General features: G+C 37.7%; 13 protein-coding genes. 6 read left to right on the plus strand and 7 right to left on the minus strand.

Features of this window, described 5'->3' with window-relative positions:
- Positions 1-167: 167 nt before the first annotated feature.
- The gene (locus NZ519_05565) at positions 168-377 is read right to left on the minus strand and encodes a hypothetical protein (GenBank protein ID MCS7028216.1); all 210 of its coding nucleotides are present in this window, start codon (positions 375-377) and stop codon (positions 168-170) included.
- 381 nt (positions 378-758) lie between these two features.
- Positions 759-1,412, minus strand: a complete 654-nt coding sequence (locus NZ519_05570; GenBank protein MCS7028217.1) for a 3-oxoacid CoA-transferase subunit B — start codon at positions 1,410-1,412, stop codon at positions 759-761.
- A gap of 115 nt (positions 1,413-1,527) precedes the next feature.
- Between NZ519_05570 and NZ519_05575 the strand changes: the two genes are divergently transcribed.
- A complete protein-coding gene (locus tag NZ519_05575) occupies positions 1,528-1,692 on the plus strand; it encodes a hypothetical protein (GenBank protein MCS7028218.1) in 165 nt (54 codons plus the stop codon).
- 227 nt (positions 1,693-1,919) lie between these two features.
- Here NZ519_05575 and NZ519_05580 read toward each other — a convergent pair whose 3' ends face one another.
- From NZ519_05580 to tilS, 3 genes are all read right to left on the minus strand, one after another.
- The gene (locus tag NZ519_05580; protein MCS7028219.1) at positions 1,920-2,093 is read right to left on the minus strand and encodes a hypothetical protein; all 174 of its coding nucleotides are present in this window, start codon (positions 2,091-2,093) and stop codon (positions 1,920-1,922) included.
- A gap of 70 nt (positions 2,094-2,163) precedes the next feature.
- Entirely contained in the window at positions 2,164-3,273 is a 1,110-nt protein-coding gene (locus NZ519_05585) for a DegT/DnrJ/EryC1/StrS family aminotransferase (GenBank protein MCS7028220.1), read from the minus strand.
- A gap of 2 nt (positions 3,274-3,275) precedes the next feature.
- On the minus strand, positions 3,276-4,631 hold the full coding sequence (tilS, locus tag NZ519_05590) for a tRNA lysidine(34) synthetase TilS (protein MCS7028221.1): 1,356 nt from the start codon (positions 4,629-4,631) through the stop codon (positions 3,276-3,278).
- A 59-nt stretch (positions 4,632-4,690) separates the two neighbouring features.
- On the opposite strand from tilS, the gene NZ519_05595 reads away from it, so the two are divergent.
- The 5 genes from NZ519_05595 (at position 4,691) to NZ519_05615 (ending at position 13,964) form a co-directional block, all read left to right on the plus strand.
- Positions 4,691-6,208, plus strand: a complete 1,518-nt coding sequence (locus NZ519_05595) for a T9SS type A sorting domain-containing protein (GenBank protein ID MCS7028222.1) — start codon at positions 4,691-4,693, stop codon at positions 6,206-6,208.
- A 203-nt stretch (positions 6,209-6,411) separates the two neighbouring features.
- The gene (locus NZ519_05600; GenBank protein MCS7028223.1) at positions 6,412-8,670 is read left to right on the plus strand and encodes a T9SS type A sorting domain-containing protein; all 2,259 of its coding nucleotides are present in this window, start codon (positions 6,412-6,414) and stop codon (positions 8,668-8,670) included.
- A 52-nt stretch (positions 8,671-8,722) separates the two neighbouring features.
- Positions 8,723-11,692: a GEVED domain-containing protein gene (locus NZ519_05605; protein MCS7028224.1), complete on the plus strand. Its 2,970-nt coding sequence runs from the start codon at positions 8,723-8,725 to the stop codon at positions 11,690-11,692.
- Positions 11,693-11,791: 99 nt separating this feature from the next.
- Complete coding sequence (locus tag NZ519_05610) at positions 11,792-13,303, plus strand: hypothetical protein (GenBank protein MCS7028225.1); 1,512 nt, start codon at positions 11,792-11,794, stop codon at positions 13,301-13,303.
- Positions 13,304-13,340: 37 nt separating this feature from the next.
- A complete protein-coding gene (locus NZ519_05615) occupies positions 13,341-13,964 on the plus strand; it encodes a ribonuclease HII (GenBank protein ID MCS7028226.1) in 624 nt (207 codons plus the stop codon).
- A gap of 50 nt (positions 13,965-14,014) precedes the next feature.
- On the opposite strand, the gene NZ519_05620 is transcribed toward NZ519_05615, so the two are convergent.
- Positions 14,015-15,331, minus strand: a complete 1,317-nt coding sequence (locus NZ519_05620; GenBank protein MCS7028227.1) for an AarF/ABC1/UbiB kinase family protein — start codon at positions 15,329-15,331, stop codon at positions 14,015-14,017.
- The coding region (locus NZ519_05625; GenBank protein MCS7028228.1) for a hypothetical protein at positions 15,303-15,531 on the minus strand (229 nt) is incomplete at its 5' end. The genes NZ519_05620 and NZ519_05625, both read right to left, overlap by 29 nt.

The following is a 15,531-nucleotide window of genomic DNA, read 5'->3' on the forward strand; positions in this document are numbered from 1 at the left end:
CTATCAAAGTGCCATTCTCTATTTAACCTATCCAGTGCTAAAGCAGATATACTACATCGGGTACTATGCTTGAATATTAACTGATATTTGTAGTAAGAGTCTCGGGATATGTCTGTCAGCTGATTGATGTTATTCAGTGTTATCCATTCTAACATAATACCGGTGCGTTATCCTTTGACAATTGTTTGAGATATCTCAGGTACATCATTATATGAACCCCACGCACCCTTAGGGAAGAGTCCAGGTGGCTTGTGTTTGGGTATATGAACACGAGGTTTGCCTCCCACTCCTCGACACCCCTCTTGATTGCATGCGGAGGTGGTAGCAAGTATTACCCCACAACATAAGACAAATAAAAACCACTTTGCTTTTTTCATATTGCTATTTACTATTTTGTGCCACAAATTTAAGACATTTTTTCGAATTTACAATAGAGTTTATGAACAGAAATTTCTTAAACAGCGTACACAAATTTACTTTATACTGATTTTCAATGTGTTATATGTAAAAATACAAAATCATGCTATTTTTTGTAAAGTGTTGATTATCAGCGTGCTTATTTAACCAAAAATCTCCTTAAACCTTGTGTTCATAAAGTCTAATCAATATGCACAATAATTCTAGAGTCTTTATGCACCTCAGTACGAAGCCTTATAAGGAAGATAAAAAGAAAAACTAAAAAAACACGTTTCTTTGTTCTCTATTCATGTTTGTTTTATTAAAAATATGTATGCCCGTCATTTGTTTCTTGGGTGATATTAAAGTTTCATTTCAGGTATTTCTCCGTTGATAATCAATTTACCTGCAGTAGATTTTTTGATTTCTTCTATGCTTACGCCTGGGGCTCGTTCTAAAAGCACAAAGCCATTATTTACCTCGTATACCCCTAGTTCTGTAACGATTTTTTTGATACATTTAACCCCAGTAAGTGGTAGGGTGCATTTAGGTAATAATTTTGACTCGCCATTTTTATTTACTTGTTGCATAGCTACTATGATATTTCTTGCTGCGGCAACTAAATCCATAGCTCCCCCCATACCTTTTACCATTTTACCTGGGATTTTCCAATTAGCAATATCGCCTTCTTCAGAAACCTCCATCGCTCCTAATATAGTGAGGTCAATATGTCCTCCTCTTATCATGGCGAAGCTATCTGCTGAGTCCATAAAAGCTGCCCCAGGCAGTGCTGTAACGGTTTGCTTTCCTGCGTTAATCAAGTCAGGGTCTACTTCGTCCTCATAAGGGAACGGACCCATACCCAAAAGTCCGTTTTCTGTATGCAACACCACACTGATGCCTGATGGGATGAAATTAGCTACCAAAGTAGGTATGCCAATCCCGAGATTTACATACATGCCATCTTTGATTTCTTGGGCTATTCGTTTTGCTATACCGAAACGGTCTAATGCCATAATTGATAAGTTTTTTACAAAAATAAAACATTCTGTACAAATGTAAAATTTATTGTCTTTGACAAGATTTTATGTTATATATTAGGTTAGATATTATTGATTGATTTTACTTTTTTTGGGCGTGTCCCTCGCTGCGCTCGGGTCGGCGTGCTACGGGCTACGCTATCGCTTCGGTGCTTCGCTACGCTCCGCACTGCTTACGCACCCTCCGCATGCCTCACGCACACGCCGCTATCAAACTAAGTTCAGTTATTCAAAACGTAATCTTGTAAATACCTGAAAATGAACACTAAACAAGATAAAAATATATTTTAATCTTGCAAATTATTGAAAATCAATTTAAAATAAAGTAAAACTTATATGTACAGGGTTAAAGAGATATAAAAAGTTCATGTATTCAAGGTTTAATTTTGTAAATACTTGAAAATCAATGTAAAATAAGATAAAATAATAACATTTGAAACAAGGTAAAAAATTTTTAATCTTGTAAGCAGTTGATAATCAATCTTAAACAAGGTACAGTAAAGCATGTATAAAAACAGGGTAAAACATCAAAAAGCTGCCGCGTGAGGCATGCGAAGGGCGTGCGTCAGCACGGTGCGAAGCGCAGCGAAGCACCGAAGCGTGAGCGTAGCCCGAAGCACGCCGACCTTGTGGGCATGAGCGCAGCGAAACGCCCACAAGGACACGCCCAAAAAATAAAAACTTAATCTTCGGTAATTACCTTTCCTACAAAGCAAAATAAACTTGATTATACATTTTCGTAAAACGCTTTTATACTTTGACAAACTTTTTGTACTTGCGCTTCGGTCATTCCTACAAAGAGGGGCAAACTTAAACAAGTGTCCGCAATTTCTTCCGCAATAGGAAAATCGCCTTTTTTATATCCTAAATGTTGGTAACACTCTTGAAGATGTGGAGGAATAGGATAGTGAATAACTGTCTGAATGCCATCATTTTGCAAGTGGGCTTGTAGCTTATCTCTGTACTTTGTACGAATGACAAATAAGTGATAGATGTGTGTAGCCTTTTCGGCTGTGGTGGGCAGGATAAGGTCGCCTACATTATTTAACTGCTCAATATACTTTTGAGCAATTGTGTTTCTTTCTGCATTCCAAGTATCCAAAAACTCTAACTTGATACGCAATAAAGCTGCCTGCACTTCATCTAAACGAGAATTTATTCCTATCATTTCGTTGTAGTAGCGTTTTTGTGAGCCATAGTTACGCATAACTCTGCACTTGTATGCATACACATCGTCATTAGTGGTAATTGCCCCTGCATCGCCTAAAGCGCCTAAATTTTTGCTTGGGTAAAAGCTAGTGGCATTAACATGTCCAAAAGCGCCTGTTTTTGTACCATTATATGATGCCCCTTGAGCTTGCGCATTGTCCTCTACAACATATAAATTGTACTTTTGCGCTATCTGCATAATCGCATCCATTTCGCAAGCTTGCCCATACAAATGTACGGGAATAATAGCTTTAGTTCTTTCAGTGATGGCTTGTTCAATAAGCTCTGGGTTAAGGTTATAGGTAGTTATTCGGGGTTCTACAAAAACAGGTTTTGCCCCTACAAAAGAAACGGCTAACACTGTAGCAATGTATGTATTAGAGGGTACAATTACTTCATCACCCTTAGTAATTTCCTTTATTCGCAAAGCAATATGCAAAGCATCTAATCCATTAGCTACACCGATGCAGTGTTTTACTTTGTGATATTGCGCATATTCTTGTTCAAACTTTTGGACCTGCTCCCCTAAAATGTACCAAGCTTTGTCAAATACCTGCTCAAATATTTGTAAAGCACGCTGTCTAAATTGTTCATTGCTGGGCTTAAAATCTACGAAAGGAACATTCATAACTATTTAAGTTGCAAAAGTACGTTTCTTGGGCAAAAAAATACAAATAAAACTTCAAAAGAAATGGACAAAGCATTGTTGGAAAAATTATTCAGTAAATGGGAATATGTTTTCTCAATTTTTGTTGGAGCAGTTGCTACATACAGATATTCTTTTTGATAAGGGGTAATGTTGTACTTAGGCAGTAAATCTGCAATATTTTTCATCTTACCTTGATGAAGTATTTTCATACCTGCACGCCAACGCTGAATTCTGGTAACCTGTTTAAATAGGTTATCTTTACATGTAGCTATGTAATCACTTGCTATTAAGATATAGTTTTTGTCTATTTGAGTAAGGATGTCTAAATTTTGAGCTACCGTGTAAATTTTAAGTTCTTCTGCTCCATCTGTATTGATAGGAAAAATTTGAATAAGGTTCTTGTAGCGTACGGCTTTGTGGGTAGAAGTTCGCATTTCTTTACCTGTAGTCGTATTGGGCTGAAAAAGGTACTTAAATTGCTCAAATTGATTAGTGCCTATTCGTAATTTGTCTGCATAATACCAAGGTAAAGCAGAGTGAATATGGGTAGGATAATTTTGCAAAGCAATAAGGTCAATGGTATAGCAATCCAAGTGCTGTGTAACGGTTTTTTGCCATATATCCATGAAGTATGTATTTGCCATTAGGTTAATTTGCTTTTGATATTCAAGTATGGCAAGGATAGCGTTTTTAGAGGTTGGGTAATGTTTTTCTATGTACGGAATAAGGTGATGCCTGATATGATTACGTAAGTAGTCATCTTTGAGGTTAGAACTATCTTCGCGGTAAAAAATGATATTCTGTACTGCATACGTTTGAATTTCTATCTTAAACACATTGAGTAATGGGCGGAATATGCGTTTTTCAGATAGCATGCCCATGCCTGATAGACCTTGTGGACTTTTGCGAAACAATTTGAGAAAAAAGGTTTCAATATTGTCATCGGCGTGGTGGGCGGTTACAATGTAGTCTAAATTGTAAGTATTGAGTAACTCATAAAACCATTGATAACGTAGTTGGCGAGCTAACATTTGCACGGAAGTATCCTTCAAATTTTGGTGTATTTTATGGATTTCAAAACGTTGGATGTGAATTTTTGAAGATTCCACGTATTTTTTACCTTGTTCAAGTACGAATATTTCATCTTGTAGCGAATCTTGACCGCGTAGTTGAAAATTTGCATGGGCTATGTGAAAAGATAGGTTAAGTTTTGCATAGATATCTAAAAGTACCATAGAGTCTATTCCTCCACTTATAGCAAGCAAAAAATGTAGTTTTTGTGGATTTGAAAAGGTTTGAAATACATTGTCTTGAACTTTTTTTAACAAAAAATCCATAATTATTTTGCGATAGGTGTTGCAATGTAAAAAAAACTTGTTAAATTTGTGAAACCATTATGAATATGAAAAAGTCTATCTGTATCCTTGCTCTACTACTGTTTGGCGGTGCGATATACGCACAGAACTTAATGCCGTTTGTGCCTAATAGCATGGACTTCCAAAATCAAGTTGTAAAAAGAGTCCCTTATCCTAAAAGCCCCGTGCTGCATAGAGGTGCTCATCCTGAAGCAAGAACAGCCACATTAGGTGAGCGCTGGTACTGCTATGTAGAGGCTTCACAAATTGTCAACAGCACATCAGGATTGTCTGACCCATTTATAAACTACATGTTCCCTGACTCTACCATACAAGCACAATATAGTAGTACAGTGGGTGATCCTTTTATACACGGGTATGCTCTTAGACTTGATCCTGCTGCTGCCGTATTTGGTAGCACTTCTTTACCAGACCATGGAGACCTAACTATATTAAGAAGTGGGACTTCCACTGCAGGGGTATATACCTACTATCTTGACTCTTTAATTATTCCTTACTATTATCAGCGCCCTGCTTCTATGCCCAGCTCTGTTAAAGATACCGTAGTGTTGCAAATTATTCCTTGCTCTCGTTATACTACTAGTGGAATACCTGCGTCTACACCTATGTCTGGGCATGGAGGAGGTAGTGTCAATTCGTGGGCCACTTATTTCTTCAGTGGCGCAAGTTGGCTAACCAACTATGGCGAAGATACTATCTATTTCACCTCTCTAGGCTTTAATCAAAATACTTGGCGTATTCCTGCAAGTGCAACTCAGTTCAGATTGTACAAAATACCTTTGGGTCAAGCTGATACTAGTGATGGTGGCAAATCCTTACAGATTGCTATGAATAGCTACGGATACACTAGTCCCTACAAAATCCCTGCAGCTAAAATAGGCCCAGATAGCTCCAGCAAAACTGTAGTTATTTTCATGTATTACAAGCCTGGTACAACTTGGACAAGTACAGACATATTAGATGTAAATCCCGCAAACACAACCCAAAGTGTATTTTCACCTATATACTTAGAAGAAAACGGAGATGAAACTTATCCTATTTATGATGGAAATACTTTTGCTTCCGAAAGACCTCACGCAGGCTTTGCAAAAGGGTATAACATTAGTTACATGCTACCCACTCAAGTTCGGTACAAGTATTCTTCAGGATGGGGTGGATATGGTATAATGATACCTCATGTAGCCTATGTACAAGAGTACGCTTTTGAGTATCCTATATGGTATGCTAAATTGAGATCAGCAGGTCCTTTCACTTCTGTGAATGCTAACACAGTAGATAATACTGTGATACTTGGTCTTGCATATCCCAATCCTGCCCGTACAGAAATCAACATTCCTTACAGTGTAACTCAATCTAAGCAGGTAGAAATCACTATTACCAATATTATGGGGCAGACTGTGAAGTCCGTATCTAATCAGAATGTAAGCGCGGGTCAGTATGTATCTACTATCAACGTAGCAGACTTGCCCGCGGGTATGTACTTCTACACGCTCAAAACAGATAGTGGTATCTATACTAATAAGTTTGTAATAGAGTAATTTGAACAATCACAACAACAGCCATAGCTCGAAAAAGCTGTGGCTGTTTTGTTTTTATCTTCAAGTACAAGATTTTTTTTACAAAACTTTGCATAGTTGTGTAATGTGTATTATATTTGTGTTAGAATTTCAACAGGCTAACTGTAAATAATAATAAATAAGTAGTGATGAAAATGAGAACCGGTATTATTGCTCTTTGCTTCTTGTTTCTTGGAATTTTTAGTTATCAAACAGGATTTAGCCAAGCAATGACTACCCCCTGTACGGGGTTAGATTGTAGTAGCAACGGCATAACTGCACTAGAGTATCCAGTTACAGGAAGCCCTAAAATTAACTGGACAGGTACATGCCCTACTTCGGGCTACCAATCTATCAATCAAACTGCTAAGATAGTTCCAGGTTCTCCACAGACTTTTAAGATAACAGTAACAGACCCATCTCGTTTAGGTGTATGGGTAGATTGGAACGATAACGGAAATTTTGAGGCATCTGAGAATATTTACTTATCTACTGCTCCTCATTTATCTTCGGGTGTAAATAACATTGTGATAAACGTCCCTACGGCTTCAGCTATTCCTGGACCTCATGCTTTACGAGTAATTGTAGTTAATTTTGGATATAGTGCTTTTAATGCTTCATCTGCTCTTACCTCAAACTGCGCTACTTTGGTCGGTGGTGCTGTATTCGGTCATATTCAGGATTATAAAGCCACAGTAGATGGAGTAGACATGAAGTTAGATCAAATTTTGGGTTTGCCCTTAACAAATATTTTTAGTAGCGCAGGTAGTTATCCAATATCTATGAAACTAGATAATGTTGGGGTTTATCCTATTGACACTTGCTATGTAACTTGGCAGCTTAGCCCAGGTAGTGTAAACAAACCTTACAATCCAGGTGTATATACTGCAATGATGTGTCCTACCTGCCCTGCGGGAGGTACTATGATAAACCCCGGGGCAAATTATATCTTTGCCCACCCTCAACCTTTGATTATTAACAATTTAGGAAGAGATACACTTTGTGCATGGGTCAAGTCTGTACATAATGGCAATACAGTAGCTTATCAAGATAAATTCCCTTCTAATGATACACTTTGTAATAAGCAGTTGGTTTTTCCTAAACGAGATATGAAAGCAGAAGCTTTGGTAGAACCTGTGCAATGCCCTACATCTTTGTTTGCTAACGTTGAATATCCTGTTAAGATGACTGTAAAAAATATGGGCGACTTAGCGCTAACTAGCTCTAACAATGACTCAATGCGTATCGGGTATTTTGTCAAATTAGGTTCTACTTTAGTAGATTATGCGGATACAGTTATTAAAATTACTAGTCTTCCCTCAGGTAGTACATTTACATATAAATTTAGTGCTCCTAGCAGTGCTCCTATTCCTTCTACTCTAGTTTTACCTACTAATGGTGTATACGACATGTGGATATATGTTAAGTTATTTGGTTTGGAGCACGATGGAACTAATGACACACTGGGTCCCATCTGTTTAAGAGCAGATTTGAAAAATTGTAAAGCTGATTCTGTAAGGATAGAAACAGCTCCTTTTATTGTAGGAGGTAACTATAAACCCAGAATTTACATTAAAAATGTGGGTACAAAAGATGCAATTAACCCTGTTTTAGGTTATAGAGTTAATAATGGAACACCTGTAACCTCTGTGTATCCGGGTTTAATTCCGCCAGGCGGTACGGCTAATCACTTGTTTGCTATACCTTTCACACCTACCACTACGGGAACATACACTATAAAAGCATGGGTTAAGATGTACGATGACTTAGATCCATCCAATGACACTGCGACTACTACAATTACGATAGGGGCACCGATTATAGATATACGCCCTGAGAGTGTAGCTTCTCCTGCTTATATTAAGGCAGGCCAGCCGACAACTCTAAGTGTTTGGGTAGAAAACTTAGGAAGTAATGTAATGACGGATTACACCATTGAAGTAAGAGAACAGTTTGCTACTACACCTATTTCTGTAGATATTGTAAATGGTACAGTGGTACTACCTGGTACTAAGATTCTACACAACTTTACGGGAACATTTACACCGACAAAAGACACAATGGTACTATGCTTCAAAACAATGAATCCCAATAATCAAGTAGACGGTAACACTTCTAATGATGTACTCTGTCGTACCTTTACACCTGAACCTGTTGCGCCCAGCAATGTTCGAGACAACGTCATTCCTGATATTTCTAATGTAGAAATATTCCCTAACCCTAATGGAGGTCAATTTAGCATGCAGTTCAATTCTGCTAAGCGTCAAGACATAGCTATAGAAGTTTATAACCTACAAGGGCAAAAAGTACATGGCTTTACAAATACTTACTTGCCAGGTGCTTACGTTTTGCCTATGGACTTAACTCACTTGCCAAAAGGAATATACTACTGTAGAATTCTTTCAAGTAACCAATTGATAACTAAAAAAGTTGTAATTTATTAACAAAGAAATAATGAATATGAATATAGGGAGAAACCTGCTACTTAGCTTGTTCTTGTTCTTGTGGGTAAGTCAGTACTACGCACAGTACTGTACACCTACTTATTCTGTTCTATGTAGTTCAGGGGATTATATCAACAATTTCTCCTTTAACACAATAATTAACAACGCATCAGGTTGTAATGGTAATCCCAATAACTACATATTTTACAGTTCACTTTCGACTGTAGTTAACCCAGGCAACACTTATTCCATTAGCATGCAATCTGGGCCTGCTTGGGGTCAAGGTTTTGGTGTATGGATAGACTACAACATTGATGGTGATTTTTCTGATCCAGGAGAGTTTGTTTATTCTTCCCCTGGTTCAGGTACAGGTGTATTTTCAGGCATGGTTACTATTCCTTCTTCTGCTAGTACAGGTACGACGCGTCTGCGAGTACGTTGTGCTTATGCAACTGTTCCCACCGCTGCAGATGCTTGTAGCAATTTTTGGTATGGTGAAACAGAAGATTACGTAGTTATCATTAACGCACCTACCCCTATGGTCTATAATAGCGCTGAAACTATACAAATTACAGATATTGTAACGCGAGGTACCACTCATGCCCCTGTAATTGCTATTAAGATTAATACTACAGGTTCTTTGAGTCCTTTTAATCTTACTAAAATAAAGCTGAGCACTTTAGGTACTACAAGTGTTTCTGACATTGCCAACGCTAAACTTTGGTACACAGGCAACAATCCCACTTTCTCGGCTACTACACAATTCGGTTCTACAATTCCTTCACCAAGTGGTGTAATGTACTTTACAGGTACTCAAGTGCTTACAGGAGGACCGAACTACTTCTGGTTAACTTACGATGTGCTACCTACGGCTACCATGGGTAATGTGATTGATGCCACTTGTGATAGCATTTATATTTCTGCTGCTCCATTCGGCGCAGTGCCAAGTCCTACTGCACCTACAGGTAGCCGTCTAATTGATTATTGTGTTTCGGGTTCTACTGCTACAGGTGGTTTTTGGGAAGCTTATATATCAGGTGTGCAACTAGGTACAACTACTTTATCATCAGGAACACTAAACAGCAAATACATATTTTATCCTACACCGATTGCTCCACTTGAAATAAATGTTGCTACTCCTATTACTATCAATACTGCGTATGTGAATTGGGGTATCAATTATAATGTGGGCGTATGGATTGACTATGATAAGGATGGTAATTTTAGCGCCACAGAACAAGTCTTTACAGGTTCAGGAACTTCAGGTACTCCAATTACAGGAACTATAACAGCACCCACTACAGCTACTTTAGGTGTAACGCGTATGCGTATAGTATATGCGTATGCGTACGGAACTATGCCTGTTCCTATGCCCTGTGGTGCTTTTGACGAAGGTGAAACAGAAGACTATAACGTGAACATACAGCCATTTACTAATCTCAAAGCACTTTCTATTCTTGTTCCCTCTTCTTCAGTAGCATTCATAGGATACAACAATCCTGTAACTGTACGCTTCAAAAATGATGGAGCAGTAGCTGTAACCAATCCTACTGTATCTATGAAAAGTACCACAGCACCATTAGTTACTGAAACTTACTCAGGCACAATTACACCCGGTCAGATTGTGGATTACACTTTCACAGGTTATTTTGTACCTACCGCACTCGGACCTGACCAACTAGTAGTTTGGGTTAAAGCAACAGGCGATAATACTCCCTCTGATGATACAGTAAAGAAAAACTTGATTATTAAGCGGGCAGATCTAAAAGCAGTTGCGCTGCTCAGCCCTGTGCCCTCTGTAGTGTTAGAAAATGATTTAGTTCCGATAAAATTTGTAGTCAAAAATCTAAGCAATGAAGCACTGTCAGGCTTTACCTTACGATACAAGGTAGGTAGCTCGGCAGCAGTTAGCGCTACTTATTCAGGAACGGTAGCACCTAATGACACTATTCATTTCACTTTCCCTACACCTTACTTAGCTTCCACAGTTGGCATTCTTCCTTTCAAAATATGGACGGATTTATCCGCAGATCAAGATAGAACTAACGATACAATTATTACAACACTTCGTGTAGATAGAATAGATATGAAAATGGCAGCTATTATTAACCCTACCACTTCTATGATTCCAGGGGCTAGCGTTCCTGTGAAAGTAGCTATTGTCAATGTAGGAACTCGTGCTGTAAGTAACCCTCAACTATGCTATAAATTTAATACCAATGCGCCTGTTGTAGAAATGGCTACGCCATTAGGAACTATAAACCCTGGAGATAGTGTGTTCTACACTTATACTACTACTCTTAACGTAGGTACAGGTCCTTTTATACTAAAAGCATACATCAATACCCCAAATGATGTGAGAAAATTCAATGACACTCTTGTTTTGAATGGTAATGCTTCTAGCTCATCTATACAGATAGATGCAAGTGCAGAAAGCATTGTAGCACCGCTTTTTGTAACCTCAGGAACACCCACTACACTTACTGTTAAAATCAGAAACTTAGGATTAACTACACTCAATACTGTACAAGTTTCATTCAGGGAACACCCATCAGGCAGTCCTGTAGTTGAAACATTCACAGGAACTATTCCCGCAGGAGGTAGTGCTAACTATACATTCACCGCATCTTACACGCCCTCTTCTAACACACCTACAGTTTGTATCCGTACTATAAATCCGAACGGAAACCCTGATGCTAATCCCTCAAATGACTCTACCTGTGTACAATTTGCACCTAACTCCATTGCCGATGCGCTATTCGGACAAGGTAACATTCAAATTTATCCTAATCCAACCGTGGACAACTTCAATATCACTCTTAATATTACTCAATCTATGGATGTTAACATGGCTCTAGTAGACATTAAGGGCAATACAGTTTGGAGTGAAACATATCGCTATACAGCAGGTACATATACTGAAAACGTATCCACAGCGTATTTACCTGCGGGTGTGTATATGCTCAAAGTAACTAATGGAGTGCATATTTACACACATCGCATAATGGTAACCAAAGAATAACCTATTTCAAACCTATTCCTATACCCCAAAACAAGATTGTTTTGGGGTATTTTTTATGTCTGTATGAAAATCTAATGCTTAATTTTGTAGCACTGTACTATGCTGCTACCAAATGTTATTCAGGAGTATTTATCTCAATTCGCATATAGCTCCAGCCATTCTATGGCATTCCATACTCGGATGTTTTTTACTCTATTTACTTTGTTGTTTGCTATTCATGCAGTAGTTCATAAAAATATCACAATTAGAACCCTTTTACTCATTCTTTTTAGTCTATTTTTTTACTACAAAGCAGGGGATTACCCCGTAGTAATTATGATTACTTCAATGGCTGTACTAAACTATGCTATAGCCTTATGGCTAAACACTTATGAAAGTGAAACCCAGCGCAGGAATATTGCGATTATAGGAGTGGTTATCAACCTTAGTGTGTTAGGATACTTTAAGTACACAAATTTTTTTATTCACACTTATTACAGCATTTTTGCCCCTCACATTAGCACAGATGATATCCCTTTTGTCAAGCATGCAGTAGAAACCGTAGGTCTATCTTTTTATACTTTCAAGGCACTAAGCTACTTGTTTGATGTTAAAAGACGAATTATTCAACCTTGTAGAAATTTTCTTGACTTCTACCTCTACCTTGTTTTTTTCGGCAATGTATTGATGGGTCCTATTGATAAAGCTTCACAGTTTATACCTCAAATAAGACAACCTTATTCATTAAACATAGAACAAGCAGGTAAAGCATTTTACTGGATAATGGTAGGCTTTTTCAAAAAAGCATTTATTGCAGATTATATTTATTCCAACTTCATAGCTCGTGTATTTGATCAGCCTAATTTATACACAGGTTTTGAGAATTTAACAGTTTTATATGCGTTTGGTATTCAAATTTATTGTGATTTTTCAGGCTATGTAGATATGGCTATGGGTTTTTCTATGTTGCTAGGCTTTCAACTTACCGCAAATTTTAATACTCCTTTTATCGCTCAAAATATGACAGAATTTTGGCGCAGATGGCACATTTCCCTTTCTACCTGGTTTAATGACTATGTTTTCATGCCATTGAGTATGAGTTTGAGAAATTGGGGAATATGGGCAAGTGTATTCGGAGTTTTGATAGTATTTTTTCTTTCAGGAATATGGCATAACCCAAGCTGGAACTTTGTATTGTGGGGAGTAAGTCATGGAATAGTCATTGCTTTTGAAACTGCTACACGCAAACAGCGTAAAAAATGGACAAAGAAATTACCACCTTGGTTATACAATAGTTTGAGTTGGCTACTCACTTTTCATTTTATTATTTTTACTTATATCCTATTCAACTGCAGAGAGTTAGATAAAATAAGTGTGATGCTCAACCGAATTGCCCTTCACTTTAATTGGGATGCTATCCCCCAAGTATGGGCAAACTCATACAAGGTATTTTTACTTGTAATATTAGGTTATTTACTTCACTTTACGCCAAAAATATACAAAGAGTTCGTGATAGAGCGTTACATTTATTTGCCCGGAGTAATAAAAGTCTTAATAGCCGTTATTTTAATAGTAGTTGTCTATCAAATTCAGCAGGCTGATTCGGTTCCTTTTATTTACACAGAGTACTGAAGTTTTTGTGTATTTGAAAACTAAATTTGATATAACTATGCTCAAAAAGTGCTACAAAGAAAATGTTATTGAAGCAGGAGTAGATGAAGTAGGTAGAGGTTGTTTAGCAGGAATTGTAGTAGCCGCAGCGGTTATTTTGCCTACAAATGTAGAAATTCCAAATCTTAAAGATTCCAAGCAGCTTTCCCCTGCAATGAGAAAGGAACTTAGTACTTATATTATTCATCAAGCTATTGCTTATGCTATTGGTGTAGCTTCTGTGGAAGAAATTGACAGACTAAATATACTACAAGCCACTTATTTGGCTATGCACAGGGCTATTGAACAATTAAAACCTCTACCTATGCATTTATTGGTAGATGGCAACCAATTCAAGCCTTACCCAGGTATTACGCACACTTGTATAGTTAAAGGAGATGCGCAATATCAAAGTATAGCAGCTGCAAGTGTATTGGCTAAAAACTATCGTGATGCTTATATGCATGAGCTATCCAAGCTTTACCCAGAATATCAATGGGATAAAAATGTTGGATATCCAACTCCGCAGCATATTCAAGCGATAAGCAAGTATGGCTATACTGTACACCACAGAAAAAGCTTTGTGGTCAAAGCACTTCAACCTAAGCTATTCTCACCATCAGAGAAAGATACGTTGCTTTGAAAAAAAATTTTTTAATCACATTGATTTACAAAACTTTAATCTATCGGTTTTTATTCAAGGACTACAAATTTATTCAAATTCCATTCCTTGCCTGTGTTGATATGAGCTTGAAGCTGCTGCATCATACTATAAATTCCGAAATATGTCCTATTGACATACAAGAAATGTTTTGAACCTCTAGCTTCTCGCATTTTACTTAGTTCATCCGCATATTTTTGGGCATCAGAGTAGTATTTAGGATTTCCAAAGTCAAAACTGTCTTGGTAGTAAGGTTGTGCAAGAATTTTAAGCATACCTTGAAAAAGTTTGACAAAATACTTAACCTGCTCTTGGCTATCGCTATCTCGGATAATTTCTAATTTTCGCAAAGAAAGTTCAGTTTTTTCATCCGAAGATAAAACATCAGGGTGAGTAAGCTTAAAGTACTCTTCGTAAAATTCTTTTGGAATCTGTTTTACACAACCGAAGTCAAGCACGTATAAGATATCCTGTTCACTAATTAAAAAATTACCAGGGTGAGGATCGGAATGGACTTTTTTCAAGTAATGTATTTGATAGTTATAGAAGTCCCATATTGCTTGGGCAATTTTATTTTTACGCTCTTGGGAAGGATTTTCTGCTAAAAATTGGTCAAGGTGCTTGCCGAATATCCACTCCATGGTAAGCACTTTGGTTGCGGAATATTCGGGATAGTATTTAGGGAAGCTAACGTTAGGTATATCTCTGCATAGTGAGCTAATTTCTTGAGCTTGTTTCAATTCTAAAAGGTAGTCTGTTTCTTCTATGAGCTTTTGTTCAATTTCTTGTAAATAAGTGTTAATTTCTTTTTCTTTCATTTTCATTAGCCGCATAGCAAAGGGTTTGACCATTTTTAGGTCTGATGAGATAGCTTCTTTTACGCCTGGGTACTGAATTTTAATGGCAAAGTGTTGTCCATTTTTGGTAGCTTTGTGTACTTGTCCTATGGAAGCGGCATGCGAAGCGGACATATCAAACGTGTCAAAAATTTCCTGTGGTGTTTTACCGAAAGCATCTTTGAAAGTTTTAATTATCAGCGGACCCGAGAGTGGTGGAGCTTTATATTGAGCTTGGGCAAATATACGAGTGTAAGCCTTTGGCAAGTTTTGCTCATCCATGCTCATCATTTGGGCAATTTTGAGAGCGCTGCCCTTGAGTTGGCTTAGCGTTTCGTAGATATCCGCAGCATTTTTCTCATCTAATTCTTCCTGATTTACTTCGGTAACTAATTTTTTAGCATAATGTTTGACGTAATTTGCACCAACTTTTACTCCAGTTTTTAGAAAAGCAGTGGCGCGAGCTACTTTGGATACAGGAATTTTATCTTGGACTTCTTGTGTATCTTTCACGCAGTTTGAACGAATATACTGTGGTTTTGGTTTCACTGCGTTTGGGATATGTGTGCTTTTGCAGGGGGGAGTAAAATAAAAATGACAATTTGTCTGATATTTTTATCCTTTGATTTTTTTCTAATTTTTTGGGCGTGCCCCTTGCTGACGCAAGGGTCGGGGCATTCCGCACTACGCTTCGCTTCGGTGCTTCGCTAACG

It is taken from the genome of Bacteroidia bacterium (assembly GCA_025056095.1).
Classification (GTDB): Bacteria; Bacteroidota; Bacteroidia; order JANWVE01; family JANWVE01; genus JANWVE01.